Annotated in this window: 16 protein-coding genes and 1 pseudogene; 12 read left to right on the top strand and 5 right to left on the bottom strand. The window is 38.9% G+C overall.

Features of this window, described 5'->3' with window-relative positions; translation table 11 throughout:
* Window positions 1-365: 365 nt before the first annotated feature.
* A complete protein-coding gene (locus tag ACRRQV_RS09885; protein ID WP_432530253.1) occupies window positions 366-1,988 on the bottom strand; it encodes a sensor domain-containing diguanylate cyclase in 1,623 nt (540 codons plus the stop codon).
* Window positions 1,989-2,997: 1,009 nt separating this feature from the next.
* Between ACRRQV_RS09885 and ACRRQV_RS09880 the strand changes: the two genes are divergently transcribed.
* Window positions 2,998-3,756 carry a PAS domain-containing protein gene (locus tag ACRRQV_RS09880; protein WP_432530251.1) on the top strand — a complete coding sequence of 253 codons (759 nt, stop codon included), beginning with the start codon at window positions 2,998-3,000 and terminating at the stop codon, window positions 3,754-3,756.
* Window positions 3,757-3,807: 51 nt separating this feature from the next.
* Window positions 3,808-4,194: a hypothetical protein gene (locus ACRRQV_RS09875; RefSeq protein WP_432530249.1), complete on the top strand. Its 387-nt coding sequence runs from the start codon at window positions 3,808-3,810 to the stop codon at window positions 4,192-4,194.
* 271 nt (window positions 4,195-4,465) lie between these two features.
* Here ACRRQV_RS09875 and ACRRQV_RS09870 read toward each other — a convergent pair whose 3' ends face one another.
* Window positions 4,466-4,969, bottom strand: coding sequence for a spore germination protein GerW family protein (locus tag ACRRQV_RS09870; RefSeq protein WP_432530247.1), 504 nt, complete (start codon window positions 4,967-4,969; stop codon window positions 4,466-4,468).
* A gap of 752 nt (window positions 4,970-5,721) precedes the next feature.
* Here ACRRQV_RS09870 and ACRRQV_RS09865 point away from each other — a divergent pair.
* The 6 genes and pseudogenes from ACRRQV_RS09865 to ACRRQV_RS09840 all read left to right on the top strand — a co-directional run bounded on the left by ACRRQV_RS09865 (window position 5,722) and on the right by ACRRQV_RS09840 (window position 9,385).
* The gene (locus ACRRQV_RS09865) at window positions 5,722-6,168 is read left to right on the top strand and encodes an SRPBCC family protein (protein ID WP_432530245.1); all 447 of its coding nucleotides are present in this window, start codon (window positions 5,722-5,724) and stop codon (window positions 6,166-6,168) included.
* Between the two features lie 282 nt (window positions 6,169-6,450).
* Window positions 6,451-7,119: a Type 1 glutamine amidotransferase-like domain-containing protein gene (locus ACRRQV_RS09860; RefSeq protein ID WP_432530242.1), complete on the top strand. Its 669-nt coding sequence runs from the start codon at window positions 6,451-6,453 to the stop codon at window positions 7,117-7,119.
* 129 nt (window positions 7,120-7,248) lie between these two features.
* Window positions 7,249-7,876 (top strand): annotated as a pseudogene (locus ACRRQV_RS09855) (pyridoxamine 5'-phosphate oxidase family protein).
* A 109-nt stretch (window positions 7,877-7,985) separates the two neighbouring features.
* Complete coding sequence (locus ACRRQV_RS09850; protein WP_432530240.1) at window positions 7,986-8,279, top strand: hypothetical protein; 294 nt, start codon at window positions 7,986-7,988, stop codon at window positions 8,277-8,279.
* A 486-nt stretch (window positions 8,280-8,765) separates the two neighbouring features.
* Window positions 8,766-9,023, top strand: a complete 258-nt coding sequence (locus ACRRQV_RS09845; protein ID WP_432530238.1) for a VanZ family protein — start codon at window positions 8,766-8,768, stop codon at window positions 9,021-9,023.
* Between the two features lie 182 nt (window positions 9,024-9,205).
* On the top strand, window positions 9,206-9,385 hold the full coding sequence (locus ACRRQV_RS09840) for a hypothetical protein (RefSeq protein ID WP_432530236.1): 180 nt from the start codon (window positions 9,206-9,208) through the stop codon (window positions 9,383-9,385).
* A 69-nt stretch (window positions 9,386-9,454) separates the two neighbouring features.
* Here the strand turns inward: ACRRQV_RS09840 and ACRRQV_RS09835 are convergent, their stop codons facing one another.
* On the bottom strand, window positions 9,455-9,739 hold the full coding sequence (locus tag ACRRQV_RS09835; protein WP_432530234.1) for a hypothetical protein: 285 nt from the start codon (window positions 9,737-9,739) through the stop codon (window positions 9,455-9,457).
* Window positions 9,740-10,181: 442 nt separating this feature from the next.
* Between ACRRQV_RS09835 and ACRRQV_RS09830 the strand changes: the two genes are divergently transcribed.
* Complete coding sequence (locus tag ACRRQV_RS09830) at window positions 10,182-10,634, top strand: hypothetical protein (RefSeq protein ID WP_432530232.1); 453 nt, start codon at window positions 10,182-10,184, stop codon at window positions 10,632-10,634.
* A gap of 209 nt (window positions 10,635-10,843) precedes the next feature.
* Window positions 10,844-11,290, top strand: coding sequence for a PaaI family thioesterase (locus tag ACRRQV_RS09825; RefSeq protein ID WP_432530230.1), 447 nt, complete (start codon window positions 10,844-10,846; stop codon window positions 11,288-11,290).
* 952 nt (window positions 11,291-12,242) lie between these two features.
* Here the strand turns inward: ACRRQV_RS09825 and ACRRQV_RS09820 are convergent.
* Window positions 12,243-12,833 carry a TetR/AcrR family transcriptional regulator gene (locus ACRRQV_RS09820; RefSeq protein WP_432530228.1) on the bottom strand — a complete coding sequence of 197 codons (591 nt, stop codon included), beginning with the start codon at window positions 12,831-12,833 and terminating at the stop codon, window positions 12,243-12,245.
* A 160-nt stretch (window positions 12,834-12,993) separates the two neighbouring features.
* Between ACRRQV_RS09820 and ACRRQV_RS09815 the strand changes: the two genes are divergently transcribed.
* On the top strand, window positions 12,994-13,767 hold the full coding sequence (locus ACRRQV_RS09815; protein ID WP_432530226.1) for an SDR family NAD(P)-dependent oxidoreductase: 774 nt from the start codon (window positions 12,994-12,996) through the stop codon (window positions 13,765-13,767).
* Between the two features lie 403 nt (window positions 13,768-14,170).
* Here the strand turns inward: ACRRQV_RS09815 and ACRRQV_RS09810 are convergent, their stop codons facing one another.
* Window positions 14,171-14,371: a cold-shock protein gene (locus ACRRQV_RS09810; RefSeq protein WP_036810671.1), complete on the bottom strand. Its 201-nt coding sequence runs from the start codon at window positions 14,369-14,371 to the stop codon at window positions 14,171-14,173.
* Between the two features lie 799 nt (window positions 14,372-15,170).
* Between ACRRQV_RS09810 and ACRRQV_RS09805 the strand changes: the two genes are divergently transcribed.
* Complete coding sequence (locus ACRRQV_RS09805) at window positions 15,171-15,365, top strand: hypothetical protein (protein ID WP_432530224.1); 195 nt, start codon at window positions 15,171-15,173, stop codon at window positions 15,363-15,365.
* Window positions 15,366-15,551 lie beyond the last annotated feature (186 nt).

The raw sequence follows: 15,551 nt of genomic DNA, 5'->3' as shown, positions 1-15,551 counted from the left end.
AATTTTTATTTTTACTGACTTGATGAGATTGAATAATTCTCGATTTCAAGTCTCTTATCTATCCTTTAAATGACTGGTGAATAACTATTGTTATAAATTGTGTTAAAGAGAAAAACTACGAAGTGCGTCGCTTCTTAAAAAAAATATAAAACTAATATATTAATCGGAAAGCGAATGAAGGACGAGAAGCTTTGGTTATTTCCGGCTATGTTTTCTGCTGAGCTGACTTTCAATCTGTATTAGCCCAATGTATTGTAAGAATATTTAGTAATAGGCTGTTTTTAGAAGTTACGGATTTCCCTGCAATCAGAAAAAAGTGAGAACAACGATTTGCTAAATAGTTGTTGCCCACCCTAAAAGGCACTTTAGTATCCATTTAAATGAATTTGGTTTTTGCCTGCCTTCTTAGCGGCATATAAAGCTTCATCAGCTGCTTTTATTGTTTCGCTTATACTAGCAGAGTTTGATGATTCCCAAAAGGCACCACCTATACTGCAGCTAACCAAGGCTTTTTGGCCATTAAGCCAGTAAGGTTCGTTAATAGATGAAATAATCCTTTCTCCAACTCTTTTTCCTCTTTTAGCCATTTTATCTGTTGAGGAAGGCAAGACGACAACAAATTCATCACCGCCTACTCGAGAAATCATTTCTTCTTCCCTTATGGTTTGTTTCAGCCGAGCCGCTACTTGAATGAGAAGTTCATCCCCTGCTTGATGGCCTAAAGTATCATTAATCATTTTAAACCCATCTAAATCAATATAAAGGACTGCCGCCATTTTGTATTTTTGAGTAAATTCCTGTAAATATAAATCTAACGCATACCGATTTGCTAATCCTGTTAAATCATCCCGATTGGCCACTTCCTCCATCTCTTCTAAAGCTGATTCTGTCTTTGTAAGAGTTGCAATCAGCATTCTTAAAGAATCGGATAAGGTTTCCAGCTCCGAAATTCCTTTATAGTGTGGAATTTGGACAAACTCTCCAAATCTAAGGCTGTCAGCCACAGAGGCTAGGGTTTTCAATGGGAAGGCAATCCTTCCAGCAAGAAACCAACCAAGAACGGCAAAAAGCAGAACTAAGATGAGCCCGGATACCAGGAAGAAAGCTAGAAGTTCTTTTATGGGAGTATAGGCCACTGCCACGGGCTGCCTGACCAAAATCGTCCATTCTAAGCCAGGGTACTCCTTATACCCATCTTCTAACATATAGCCGGTTACATATTCTTCTCCATTCGCCCACTCTTCAATCGTCCACCCGTTTTGTTGGGTTTGAGCCAAATCCATGCTTTCCAGATCTAGCTTTTGTCCCATCATTTCATCAGGACCTAAAATAACCGTATTATCTCTTTTACTAATGATCAAAAATTCAATGCTGTCGCGATTCTTGACCGAATCAAGCATAGAGGCCTCAATTTCTTTAACCCAATCCCAACTTAAATGGGTCGCCAGAACCCCGCTAAAATTGTCATTATAATCATAAATGGGCGTACTGATATCAACAAATTTCATTACTTCTCCCGTTGGATTGGGCAATAGATCGGCAAGAAGTACTGCTTCGTGTACATCGCCAATAAAAGGTTTTTCCAAGGCTTCTGAATATACTGGACGAGCAGAAATATCAGCACCTTTGAGAATCGAATCCGTTGAAGCTATTACTTGGCCATCCGGATCAGTAAGCCCTATCCACGAGAAGGAGGGGATAGCCGATTGCAGTTGGTCGAGCAAAGACTCAACTCTTTCTTCATCCTCCAGCTGCCTAATGTCAGGCAGTTCACTGAGCAGTGTTGTTTCACCATATCTAGACCACATATATTGATCCAAGTTGTTTTCCATCATATAGGCTGTTTCACTAAGTGAATTACCAATTTCATTCTCGACCTGCTTGATTGAACGGTATCCATAAACAACGCCAAAAATAATAATTAATAGGATAGTAGTAATTGCGAAAATTATAGATAATCGTGCTTGAAGATTTAAAGAAAAATTCATTGTTCCTCCTTCAAAACAATTGCTAGTAAATGTTTTGTAATACTGTACTCTTGACTGAAATAATAAATGAAATTTAGATTTTATAATCTTATAAATAGTGATGAAAGCTAAAAAAAATAGTAGATACAAATGCTTATTTGAGAATTATGCCAAGGAGAATTATATATCTAGAAATACAGGATGTGATATAGGCATTTAGTATTGAATACCAATAATAGTTTATTTTACAAAATCAGTAAAAATGCGCTGTTTATTTTCCGAAACAGAGTACTTGTTGCTAAAATAATATGCAAAGATTCTCTCAACAATGACATGTAACCCGTTCAGTTTTCTTGTATATAAGAAAAATATCGTTGAAATTTATAAAAGAAAAGGAATCTTCCATGCTTTTCTGCGGTGAGGATTTAACTTTTGGGATTCTTAGAACTGAAAAGTATAACAGTTGTTGAACAATCAAGAAGAACTATCATTAAATAATAAAGAGTTAATCGATTATTTATGTGACAAAAATAAAGAACTTGCTAAACAATGGTATAGGACGTTGAATAAAAGTGCAGAGGGCGTATACAGCATCACTGATCCAAAAGCTAATAGAAAATATAAGAGCAAAATTGCAGATTTCAAGAATGATTTTATTCCATGTTCATTAAAGATGCTGCTCCTTTTGTATTTTAGGAAAGTTATGTAAAAAAGAAGAACGGGTGGTTGCTATAGAGCCTTCTGTTCTTCTTTTTTTCTGCCGTAATAAAATAAAAAGTTTTGTTTATATAGCTTCAATTCTAAGGAGCAAATATATAATCTTTTACCTCTATTAATATTACTTTAATTTAAAAAGTTAAAATCAAGCTAAAAGTGATTAAAAAATACTGTCATCTCAATTAAATAGTTAAAAATACCTATTACATCCATCAGTAAATTTACCTATAATTTATTTATATTCAAATAAATCGAATGGGTATATATGACCTTTTCGTCAAATTATAATATTATCTTAAAGGGAGGAAAGAACGTGAAACCAATCAATCCGACTCTTCAAAAAAACATTTTGATTACAGAAGCACCTACTCTGGTTGTGGACGAAAATGGGTTGGTTGCACGAGTGAATCAATCCTGGATTGACCTATGTATCGAATTTCAACTGCCGGAAACATTATGGATCTTAGGAGAAGATTACTTTTCTTTTTTAAGGAACGCTAAAAAATTTGAAGAATTAGCTCTATTGCATTCTGTCATACAAAAAGGGCATGTAATTAATGACTGCCCAACTCAATTTTTCACAAGAACTGGATCCACCCAACACTTTTCTGTCACGTTACTCCCGTTAAATGGAATGCTGAATTCGTTTAAAGGGGCAACACTTACTTTTAAAGTGATGCCCTATAATCCCTCTCTCCAAAATTTAACTTTGGAGAGCGTATTAGAAGACATTTCGCAAGGATTCTTTTTAGTAAATGTACATTTTAAAATTACTTATGTGAATAGCGTGACGGAATCAATTTTTGGCCAGAAAAGAAAGAATATAATTGGCAAATCACTCTATGAATTTATTCCGAATGTGGAGAAAGTAGAGGATCTTTATAAACGTTTTTATAGCGGATCCGTTGACTTGGATGAACAGAATTTCACTTGTTTTCATCCGGCACTCTTTAAAATGCTCAGCATAAAAGTTTCGCCTAAAAAAAATGGAGAAGTTGCTTTATATGTTTTCGAAACGGCATCAACCAGTCATCACTGCAAAATTTCAGAAGAACTTGTAAAGGTTGTGTAATAACAAGGTGTAGATTATAGAAAATATTCGTTCAGGAAAGAGGAGAACCTTATGATTCTATTGAAAAGAAAACCACTTGTAACCGACAACGAAAAGAATCAGTTGAAGAATTTGGTGAGAAAAACCTTTCTGGCAGCCTTACAGTCTGGAGATGAAACAATCTGTGTCATCGAACGCCACGATTTAATTTTGATTTCTTATAGAGAAGAAGAATACATCGACAGCTCTATTTATCATAAATCTGCTCTAAGAGTCCTGCTTAGTGGGAAAATTATATTTACTGAAGAACCTATTTTTACCGAAAGAAGGTATTACTATAAAAAAGACGATGCCCTTCTATATTTTGATAAAAAGCAGCTTAAACATTTTTCAGCTAAAAATACAGAAGCCTTTTACTATGTATGTGAATCCGTCAGAAATTTTGAAGCTGAATTTTAATAGATGGGGATTTCTTGAACAACCTCAGATAGGCGTGATGCTGAGCAACTAAGTAGAGCAAAGGGGGCTCTATTTCATGTCCGAAGTGTTCCTTAATTACGGCCAAGATTACCCTTTTTAATGGCCATTACCATAATCAGAAACAGAACAAACAAGTCACTCAAATCCAAGCGGAATGGCCGCTGAGCAGCTTTTCGACCGACAAACAGCCCTCTGGAAATCAATTGATTTCCAGAGGGCTGTTTGCATTTTCAAAAACGGTAAACTGACCTTAATCGCTATGCTCCATGACTTTCATTTTCGTGCCTTGCTCTTTGTTTTTGCAGCGGGAGCCAGTGCGCATGCGGCCTCTTTTTTTGTAATCCATGCCATTGGACTTGTCCTGGCTTCTGGCCATCAAAAATGCAAGTCCGGTCACCATGAGCGGAAGAAGGACGATGAGTTCTATCGGAACAATCGGCCGGTAAAAGATTTTCTCAGCTGTAACATCGTAAATGCCCACTGGCTTCACTTGGAAAGTCCCCCCAGCCCCTTCACCGTGGCCGCCCTCAACCTCCTTGAAGCTAGATGATGCTGGATCTTTGTCCTCATGTTCAAATCCCGCGCCGGCACCTGCACCGACACGGTATTTGACTTTGGCTACTGGAATAATGGTCCTGCCTTGCATCTCTACCGGATCGCCATAAACGAGCGAAACATCGCGTGCTGTTGAAAATTTTTCAAAAATCGGAAGTACTGGAGACGATTTGAATGGTGTGAAATCTTTTTCATCCATGTTCTTCACTCCTTTTAAATAGGTGGTATTAATGGCAAGGTACGGCTTATTCTGCATTTTGCCCAAAGCGGCAAGCGGGAAGGTTCTTTCAACCACCAACTGATAGTATATAAATTCACTTTATCCGGAGCTATACCTCTATTTTATTTAAATATTGTTGGATTTATCCTCATGCATAAAATCAACCTTCTTCAAAGAAGGCTGCAGTATGCTGATATGAAAAACCAACTACTTAGAACTTAACGGTACAAAGGAAGTAAAGGAATCGGTGTAATTACGAATATAATCGTGTGACCAAATACCAACTGGATCTTTTTATTCAAAAACAGATCCTTCTAGTGGAATAGCGGAAATTAGGTTCGCTCTAAATATGGAAGCTGCAAATTCAAATGGTATTCCCTTAGTGTTTTCTAAGGTGGGGAAAGCGAATTGGGTCATTAGGAGCGAATTTGACAAACAGATCGATGCATCCACTATTCGTGATCGCCTTTCTTCAATAAAACAGTATGGAGCTGACTTTTTTATACTAGCAATTCCAATTACAAAATTAATGAAATATATCTGAATAGTCAGTTTTCTTTTAGTTGGCATGGTATATTATTGAAAAGGAAGTGATTTCTTGGAAGGGGCTCCCGTGCTTTCATCTGGTATCTTAGGAACGGTAATTATAATCATCGTCTAAATTGTCTTTGTCCTTTTTAAAGAACCGTTTGAAATGATAAAGAAACTTTAAGGCAAGGGAGGATGCCATAATGTGGAATGTGAAAAAGACTGTTTTCATCGATCGTAGAATAGGGGAAGTGCATGGTTTCGCAACGAATCCGATGCACTGGTATCAATGGTACGCAGGTTTATCCGAAGCTGAAAACCTGATTGGTAAAGGCGGCAAAGGCACGAGACTGGATTTAAAGTATGCCTTTTTTGGAATGTATTTATCATTGCACGTGCTTGTAGAGGAAAATACGCGGGTGAAGGAAGGTTATGTTTGGCGAGGATTAATGACTGGCGCTTTTAATGCGACCCAAACATGGAGATATATATCGAAAGAAGGAGGAACCGAAATCCATTTGGAAATGAACTACAGTCTGCCCGGCAGCATCCTCGGAAAAATGGCCAATTTGCTTTATATTGAAAAGCTGATGAACAATTCAGTGGAACAGACATTGCAGAACCTGAAAGATATCAGTGAAAGCGATTGATGAATGAAGGGCAAATCTGAAAATCATGCGAATGATTTCCGGATCTACCCTTTAATTGGACTCTCTATTTAGTCGAATGATTAGATTTGAATTTGTTGAACAGAGAGAGAGTTTGAAGGTGAAAAAGATGGATACTGGATTATTAGACAGTTGGGCAACCGAATTGTGTAAATCCAACGATGATTCAATTAAAATGGTGCTACTCAAGCATAAAGTTAAGGGTGCTGTCTTAGGAATAGGAGAAATTATGACGAGATCCAACAACGACAAGGAGATGAAGTTATGAAATTGCTGCTCACTTCTGCAGGCGTAAACAACAAAAGCATACATGAAACGCTGATTGACATGCTGGGCAAGCCGATCGCTGAATCTACCGCCCTATGCATTCCCACCGCGATGTACGGAAGCCCTTGGGGTGGCCCCGGCGATAATGTCTGGAAGTTCATCAGTGGGAATTCCGAGCATCCCATGGTTGGCCTGGGTTGGAAGTCCGTCGGCGTGCTGGAGCTTACAGCGCTGCCAAGCATCGCCGAAGACCGCTGGCTGCCGCTGATCCGGGAGGCGGATGTTCTGCTGGTGTCTGGCGGCGATGCCCTTTACTTGAACCATTGGATGCAGCAATCCGGGCTGGCCAACCTCTTGCCATCGCTGGATGCCGTTTATGTAGGAATGAGTGCCGGGAGCATGGTGATGGCGCCTCGCATTGGGGAAGATTTTGTTGGCTGGACTCCACCCAACGGCAGTGATGAAACGCTAAACCTGGTCGATTTTTCCATATTTCCTCACTTGGATCACGAGATGCTGCCGGAAAACACGATGGCCGACGCAGAGCGCTGGGCTGCCGGAATGCAGGGGCCATCGTATGCGATTGACGACCAAACCGCCATCAAAGTGGTCGATGGAGCGGTCGAAGTGATCTCCGAAGGACATTGGAAACTGTTTTCGCCCTGATCGCACTGTATTGTTAAACAGATAAAAAACGAAAACAAGCTTCTGTTGATGAAAATATGATTTTATTTGACTGGAGCTTTCCATTAACTGCAAAATGATTGTACATGAGGAAAATGAGAGGGATTGAAGATGTTGAAAACCGAACTGGCATTTCCAAACACAGTAAAGACAGTTGAAGAACTTTGGGGAATTACCGGAAAGCCAAGTGAACTTGTGAGAAATAAAGTCATTTTATATTTGGACGGCCATTGCAGGGAGTTTATCGCAAAATCCCCATTCCTAATGCTATCCACAGCGGATGAATCTATCTCCACGGGGAGACAATGCCGGTTTTGTGTACGTGATAAATGATAAGCAGTTGGTCATTCCTGAAAGACCCGGCAATAGACGGATGGATTCCATGCGGAATATCTTAGCAAATCCCAATATCGGTTTGCTGTTTCTAATTCCGGGACTCGGAGAAACCTTGCGCATTAACGGAAAAGCCAGCATAGTGCGCGATGAAGAACTATTAGAGAAAATGGCGGTTAACGGAAAAAGGCCGCTTCTTGGCATCGGTGTGGACGTCGAGGAATGCTTTATTCATTGCGCCAAGGCGTTCCTGCGCTCGGGACTGTGGAATCCGGAGACATGGGGAAGCAAAGAGGAACTGCCAAAAGGTGCAAAAATCTTAGCGGCTCATGCAAAATTGCCGAATGTGGATGAAGAAGCAGTGGGAGAACTTCTGGAGAAGAGCTACCGGGAAAAATTGTATTAAAAAGGATGGGAACAAGGCCAACTTTCCAACACATCGTATGGAAAGTTGGGCTAATGCCCCATGTTGCCGAATAAATACATAAAATCAATTCAAATTTTAGAGGTGAAAAATGATGAAAATTCAAGGGATTAGCAGGCAGGAAGAATCCGAATTGCCTACATTTAATAATCATGAAGAAGCGAGCAAGTATTTTGAAGAAAGGTATGGAGAAAAATTCGTATTCGAAGAGTCTTTAAATAGCGGTGATGGAATTTGTTTCTTCTATCGATTAATTACAGACGAAGAGGCTTATATAAAAGGGACAGTGGATTTGAATTCTACGGGATATGTGGGAATAGAATTCAAGAATAGCTACCAGCCGATTCGAATTATGGAGGACGGCAGTATCCGAATCGTTTATTAAGAAAATAAGAGAGTCGAAGCGTTCTCAGGTTATAGATACAAGGGTTATAGCAACAAAAAAAAGCCCCTAAAAAGGGGCTGTTTAAGATAAAGCACTTGATCAATCTCTTGATAAAAACGACGTAAGCCGCAGGATGTTCAAGAACAAGTTCAAGAAATCCAAGTACAAGCCGATGGCCACGAACGGCACGTCCTGTTATGCAACCCAACAAATAAAACCCTTAAAAGCATCAGCTGGATTGTATTTGGTGTCTATTCGGCAATCGGACTTTGGTTCTTGTTGTTTGAAAGAATGCTCTACCGGCTGGTAAATTGGGGTTCGTCCAATTGGTACTTTTGGTATCCCGAAGGAACTTCCACTTTCTTCAGTGCAGAAGTCTGGAAATTAAATACGAACATCATTCCTTTTTAAAAAACATACAACTATCTACTGGGCAGCCAGCATTATAATCTAGACATCATTCTTTTTAATACGCTCGGAAATATTTTGATTTTCGTTCCCTTAGGCATTTTTCTTTCGTTCCTATTCAGCCGTTTCAAAACCTTTTCGAAAGTAATGATGATCGGCTTTATGGTTACCGTCTCCATTGAGCTTTTGCAGTTCTTCCTGCAACTGGGCCAATTTGACATCGATGACATATTCCTGAATACGATTGGCGCTCTTCTTGGCTATTTCGTTTATAAGAGCATCAGGAAAGTATGGAGAACTCTTCAATTGGCCAAAAGGAAAGAAGCAATCAATTGAAGAAGGCAAGACCATATTAAGATTAACCCGTTCAGATGTCTGATACAAAACAGGAAATAACAATACAATTAGCCCGCTAATTCGCAACTGAATTAGCGGGTTTCAACGTTTTTATGCTAACCGCACCCGTTTAACACAAGAATTAACAGGCAAATCAGCTGCCCAACAACAAAAATTGTTAGGTGGCTAAAACAGCGGTTAAAACCTTTGCTAATAATGTAAGCTCTAAAATAAAATGCCGAATGGGCCTTGTAAAAAGGCAACCCGGCAAAACAAATGATCAGGAAACGTTTGTTAGAGCTTGCTCCATGGGAATCCAGACAACGCGGCAGTTAATTCAAAAAGGACAACCCAAGCAGTGAGTAAATGTTGATATGGCTTACTGTTGACGAGCAACTTCTTAGCGATACCAAAAAACGCCTGGAAATGTGTCAATGAAGTTCGATCGCTCCATAAGGAATGATATCAGCAAACAAAAGGATAAACGAAAGCATAGTAATGCCTATTCCTACCCAAAAATATTTCCTCCAACATTGGATGACTGCCCCCAGAAGGAACACGACACCAGGGATAAGCCAGAGCGGCGTAGGAAAAGTAGGCGCTTCAGGTCCATATTCAGCTATAAAGCCAGCTGCAAACCAGAGAGACGTCGGGACAATGAAGAGACCGGCTAAGGGAAGATAGACAAAGCGCAGAAGTAGAATCGTTAATTTCATAAAGAGACCTCCTTTTCGCAAAACGGATAGAGCAGAAACAAGGTTATTCATAAAAATCATCATCGCTTGTCATTTATATACCTTCTATCGATTTGGTTAATTATACCATGATGGGAGAGTGCCTAACACCCAATAACAAATCAACAGTACGAAGTGATAACTAAATAAAAAAGTTTACATATCAGCAAATTATTGGAAGGGGACGAACACAAATGAAGTTTCTTTCCTTTTTGTTCGTACTAATATGTACATTTCCGCTTTTAATTTAGCTCTTTTAAAATAGGAGACAATGAAAATAAGGAAGTTGGAAAGACAAGAAGATAGGGATTACAACAAAAAGAAAATAATCGATCATAACTTTATATTCATGCCGAGTGTATATACTTCATTACTATAAAAGGAATATAATGGAATAAAAAGGAATGGCGCAATGAAAATCCATATGGCTAGCTCGGACCTCGCAACCGCTATGTTATTGGCAGGATGCAGCCAAGAAATGACGGAACTCGAGCAAGTCCGAGTGAATAAGGAGAAAGTGGAGGCCGAAGCAAAAGACCTGAAATACCCTTATAAAGAGATAAAAGCGTATTTCGAAAGCGAAGATGCGAATCCAAAAGTGATGAAAAGAATCGAGGAAATTCCGGAATTCCCATTGATGGATCATGTGAAAGGCTGCACGGGCGCCAGTATTGCCAAAGCAGCCATCGTAGATCTAGAAGAAGTAAAAGAAGTGAATGAATTCGAACCACTGGAAGAGTGGCTGACGGAAACAGGGGCTTTGTTTGAGGACGCTTTCGAATCAGGGGATGAAGAAGTGGAGTTCGACAGGCTTGGAGAAGTGCAGGAGGAAATCGAAAAGGTAAAGGGGCTTATCCCGCAAGAAACCGTTAAATAACCAATAGGGACTGATGAAGATCCTTTTTTGAAAAGGGTTAAAAGTTTATTCAACAATCGAGGGCTAGAGTTTAACAGGCAAACACAAGAAGTCGATTCATTCGTGTAGCGGAATTCGACTTTTCAGATAGAAACTCGCTTATCATACTAGATTTCTGACAGGTTGGCCGTACCTTAAAAGTAAAATTTGTTATTTAGGAGTTGTGGAGCATGAGTCACTTAGAAAGATTACAGAAAATGATGACGGGTGAACTACCCGGTGCCCCGGTTGCGCAAGTGCTTGGCTTTGAAGTCGTGGAGGCAGAAGAAGGCAGGGTGGTCATCGAACTAGAAGCTACTGAAAGGTTACATAATCCGATGGGCACGCTGCATGGCGGGATCTTGGGTGATATAGCGGATGTTGCGATGGGATTAACCTTCGTCAGTACGCTGGCTGATGACGAACTGTTTACGACGGTGGAACTTAAAGTGAATTTCCTTAAACCGGTTTTCAAATCGAAACTGCGGGCTGAAGGGAAAATAATCAAAAAGGGCGGCACGATCGGATTGCTGGAATGCCACATCTACGATGAAAAAGAGAGCTTGGTCGCCCATTCAACGAGTACCTGTATGGTTTTGAAAGGGAATTCCAATCAGAAAAGAGAAAGAAATAGTTAACATATAAGGGGTTATCGGAAGCTATGGCCAATAAACAATAGAATAAAATAGTCTAATAAAAAAGAGTCCAGCATAACGAGCACTTTAGAAGTGCCGGTATGCCGGGCTCTTTAAAAACAGGAAGAAAACTTTTCCTTATTAAATTTAGCTTAGTCGCTCTTCAGCCAGCTTGTAAATCTTTTCTTTATCTCGCTTCCCAATGCCCACAATCTGAATGACTTGGATGGTTCCCTCGGCTTCTCTGAGAATGATCCGCAGGTCCGTTTTTTAAAACTTGTTGCATTTCACCATTGCCATGAAGGGATTGTCCGGCTTCCATACCAGCTGGTACAACGATTATTCCCACCCGTCTGCATCATCAATGACAGGTTGTTCAGCTACGATTGCTCCGCGAACTTCCACATCTGAGAAGGTAGAGACATTTTCAGCCAACTGCCGTTAGTAATTTATTAAAAATCCGGCTATCTGGTCTCTCTAACTAATGAAATCTCTAAAATTTAGAGCGTTGTTTTCATTGCTGTTCGAAAAAGTGTACTTTTACGAACGCTTTTTTACCTAATGATTTTTTAATTGCGAAGATTGTAGAGATGAAAACTAACTACTTTTCTCGTTTTCTTCTAAAAAAGCATAATTCCTTTCAGGAGATGTTGAGAATTTAATTTACAGAGTAATCAATATAAAACAGCCTAACCCCTTCACTTGCAAAATTCAGGCTGTTTTATATTGAAAAATAGGCTGAGTTGATAGGATCTTGTTATCCAACCACCGTCTACACAATATCTTTCTTTTACGGGGGTTAACCACTGTGTCGCAAGCAATTATGAATATTTAACTCCCCCTGATAAAAATACCAAAGCCGCTTCCGTTAACCTCTGAGGTTACTGAATACGGCTTTTTCTCAATGCAATTGTAGCTAATATACTGAATTGGGTCTGACACAGGGGCGCGATTTTCAAGTGAAATTAAAGCAAACTTTATCAACTTTCAAGTAAAGAATATTTGTCAGTTGCTCCGCCATATATTGTGGGGATTGTTGGAACTCATCTTCATTCCATTGCTTGAGCATCCCGAGCACCGCATAGGCTTGATAGCTGGTAAAAATGCCTTGATCGATTAAAGAATCACCAGTCTCTTTATAAGTATTTGTAGTTCCATTTTCCAAAAACCCTTTTAGAACTTCAATAAATTCGTTTTGGAAATACAAACTTTTTTCATTGGTCAATAATGCTTGATAGTAGTAACGGTGGTGATGGATATGTTCGAAAAGTGTCAATGTGGACGGTAAAACTGAATCGTTTATCAGAAATTCAGAGCCCCTCTGGTAAGGTGCTTTCATCGCGGCAGCCAAATCATGGATTGACCTTTTAACCACTTCTTCAAGAATTTCTTCTTTTTTGTAATAATGATAATAGTAAGTACTGCGGTTAATGCGCGCCTGAAGCGTGATATCCGAAATGGTGATTGTTTCAAATGACTTTTTAAGCATTAAAGTAACTAACGCTTTTTGGATTTTCGACTTTGCACTGCTATGTTGTCTTTGCATTCATCCATCCACCTGCACTTTCTTAGATTTTGACGCTGTCCAACAAATTCATACTCATTTGTTGGTTGAGCCTTTCTTTCATTATATTAGACTGAGGTATAAGAGCGAATTCAAAGCGCTTTCATAATTCTGACGAATCAATAAATGAGGAGGAAATAATATGCCAAGATTAGAAGGAAAAGTAGCAATTATTACAGGGGCTGCAAGCGGGATGGGATTAGCTGGTGCTCAATTATTTGCGAAAGAAGGAGCAAAAGTTGTTGCTACGGATGTTGTAACTGATACTTTAGAAGAGAAAGTGAATGAAATCAACTCTACTGGCGGAGAAGCAATTGCCATTCGTTTAGACGTGTCACAACCTGATTCATGGAAAGAAGTTATTGAAAAAACCATTGAGACTTATGGCAAAATCGATATCCTTGTGAACAATGCAGGAATTCATATTGCCAAGGGTATTTTAGAAGCCGAAATGGATGATTGGAATAAAGTAATGGCTATTAACTCTACTGGCGTATGGTTAGGGATGCAGTCAGTTATTCCTCATATGCAAAAAAATGGCGGGGGCTCGATTGTCAATACATCTTCTATTGCGGCAATCCTTGGCGGTATGGGCGATGGGCACGGTGCAGCATACAGCGCCTCTAAAGGAGCAGTTCGCGCGTTGACTAAACATGCAGCCCAGTGGTTTGGAAAAGATAATATCCGTGTGAACTCAGTGCATCCGGGTGCGATCTATACGGGTATGGTTGCAAGTACCGGTATTAAATCCCAAGAAGAAATGGGCACACATTACGAAGGACGATCAGCTTTACCGCCTTATGCCGGAGAAGCGATGGACATTGCGAACGCATATCTATATTTAGCCTCTGACGAATCTAAATATGTAACAGGACTGGAAATGGTCGTAGACGGCGGATGGATTTCACGTTCGTAACAACATTTGCCAATAATTTGATAGGTGATTGACTTTATTCTTCGGGAAACGTGTTGCAAAACTTTAAAATTTCGCTTCCCAGGGAGCTCGGCTATTCTGGCGTTTGTAGTCTTTTTCCTTTATCTATAATAATAGCCGAGCAGAGGGCAGTATACCTTTTGCTCGGCTATTATTGTTATATTTTAGTTAACATATGAGGGCTTATCGGAAGGAAAGAAGTGATGGACTCAGCTTCTTTTCTTCTTTTGTTCGTTTAACTGTACTTTTACGAACGGTTAATTAAGTATTAGTTATAAAGTATCTTTCATTCCATATGATAAAGTGAGTTCACGGAAGTCGTTAACCCCAAATTTAAGCACATAAAAAAAGACCCTACACATGTAGGGTCTTTTTTTAGCTATTATTAAGCTTTTTGAACGTTAGTAGCTTGTAGGCCACGTTGTCCTTGTTCAATTTCAAACGTTACATTTTGACCTTCGTCTAAAGATTTGAAACCTTCGCTTTGGATTGCTGAGAAATGTACGAATACGTCATCTCCTGCTTCACGCTCGATAAATCCAAAACCTTTTTCTGCATTAAACCATTTAACTGTACCTTGTTCCATAATTGTTGCCTCCTAGTGCGGCTATCCACACAATGTGTTACTACCCTTGCTCAAATACCTTAGACGAAAAACAAACTTTATTCTCAATCTGAAAACGAACAAAAATAATTCTTTTTTAGAATAACAGATAGTTGATAAAATGGAAAGCAAAGAATATCGATTTAATTACTCAAATAGTCTGTATCAGGTTTATACACCAGGTTAACATATCACAACTTATCGGAAGAGAAGGAGCTCTACTAGAGCTTTCTTGCCTTTTAGAATATAAAAGCCCCCTTTTACGAATTGCTGGGTTTCCGAAATTATCTAGCTAACATTAGTTTAATTCGATACATTTTAAGAAAGAATTCTAAAACATGATTTCAGTGGAATATGACAGTATCATTAGAAATTATCATTCTAGGACGGCTCCTGCTATCAATGTCCCTAAGAGGGGACATACACGAAAGGGTTCTAGAGGAATAGTTTCAAGAAATACTAAAGGAATTAAAAGCATATGAGACGTAATTGCCGGAGAACTTAGAAGAGTCTATCTAGACATCCCTAATTCTCAATTAAAAAACTCATAGAAAGAAATAACATAATGTACAAAGAAGTAAGGAAAAAGAAGAAAAAGAAATGAGGACCTAAAATGAACGAGAAGTTTGCTAAATCGCTTTATTAGTCAATTGTTAAAGAAAATGTAGAGTTATACAAAGAGGATTTTGAAGACACAGAAATAGATTCTTATACTGAAGAATATTGGATAAAAGCTCTCGATTTTTACAACAGTTTAACAGACAATCACAAAGACATTTTGATGAAAATAATAGAACAAACCATGGTTGATACCATATCTAATGTATTGGGAATCATTGATGGACATGTTACTCAAGCTGATGATACGATTGAACCAAAATTATACCTTAATTCGAAAGATACAGAAGGAGAACTCCAAGACTCCTTTTTAGAATATGTGGAAGACCTAGAAAAAACAACTAATTCTATCCATTAAAAAACTTTAGAATATGAATAGGACATAATTAGATGAAGAGACTGGAATACTTATGAGAATAAATCAAATTCTAGTTTACTTATGACGGCTTATCGGAAGAAAAGAAGTGATAGAAAGAGCTTCTTTCCTTCCTTTTGTTCGTAAAAGTGTACTTTTACGAACGTTTGAAATTAATTACACTTACTG

It is taken from the genome of Planococcus sp. YIM B11945, from assembly GCF_050864155.1.
Taxonomy (GTDB): Bacteria; Bacillota; Bacilli; order Bacillales_A; family Planococcaceae; genus Planococcus.
Note: the sequence above shows the minus strand (reverse complement) of the source record. Positions and strands in the feature narration are given on the sequence as shown.

Coding starts and splice junctions, on each gene's coding strand:
- ACRRQV_RS09885 (WP_432530253.1), bottom strand. CDS start 1,988: ATGAATTTTTCTTTAAATCTTCAAGCACGATTATCTATAATTTTCGCA.
- ACRRQV_RS09875 (WP_432530249.1), top strand. CDS start 3,808: ATGATTCTATTGAAAAGAAAACCACTTGTAACCGACAACGAAAAGAAT.
- ACRRQV_RS09825 (WP_432530230.1), top strand. CDS start 10,844: ATGAGTCACTTAGAAAGATTACAGAAAATGATGACGGGTGAACTACCC.
- ACRRQV_RS09805 (WP_432530224.1), top strand. CDS start 15,171: ATGAAAATAATAGAACAAACCATGGTTGATACCATATCTAATGTATTG.
- ACRRQV_RS09820 (WP_432530228.1), bottom strand. CDS start 12,833: ATGCAAAGACAACATAGCAGTGCAAAGTCGAAAATCCAAAAAGCGTTA.
- ACRRQV_RS09865 (WP_432530245.1), top strand. CDS start 5,722: ATGTGGAATGTGAAAAAGACTGTTTTCATCGATCGTAGAATAGGGGAA.
- ACRRQV_RS09870 (WP_432530247.1), bottom strand. CDS start 4,969: ATGGATGAAAAAGATTTCACACCATTCAAATCGTCTCCAGTACTTCCG.
- ACRRQV_RS09830 (WP_432530232.1), top strand. CDS start 10,182: ATGGCTAGCTCGGACCTCGCAACCGCTATGTTATTGGCAGGATGCAGC.
- ACRRQV_RS09835 (WP_432530234.1), bottom strand. CDS start 9,739: ATGAAATTAACGATTCTACTTCTGCGCTTTGTCTATCTTCCCTTAGCC.
- ACRRQV_RS09850 (WP_432530240.1), top strand. CDS start 7,986: ATGATGAAAATTCAAGGGATTAGCAGGCAGGAAGAATCCGAATTGCCT.
- ACRRQV_RS09810 (WP_036810671.1), bottom strand. CDS start 14,371: ATGGAACAAGGTACAGTTAAATGGTTTAATGCAGAAAAAGGTTTTGGA.
- ACRRQV_RS09860 (WP_432530242.1), top strand. CDS start 6,451: ATGAAATTGCTGCTCACTTCTGCAGGCGTAAACAACAAAAGCATACAT.
- ACRRQV_RS09815 (WP_432530226.1), top strand. CDS start 12,994: ATGCCAAGATTAGAAGGAAAAGTAGCAATTATTACAGGGGCTGCAAGC.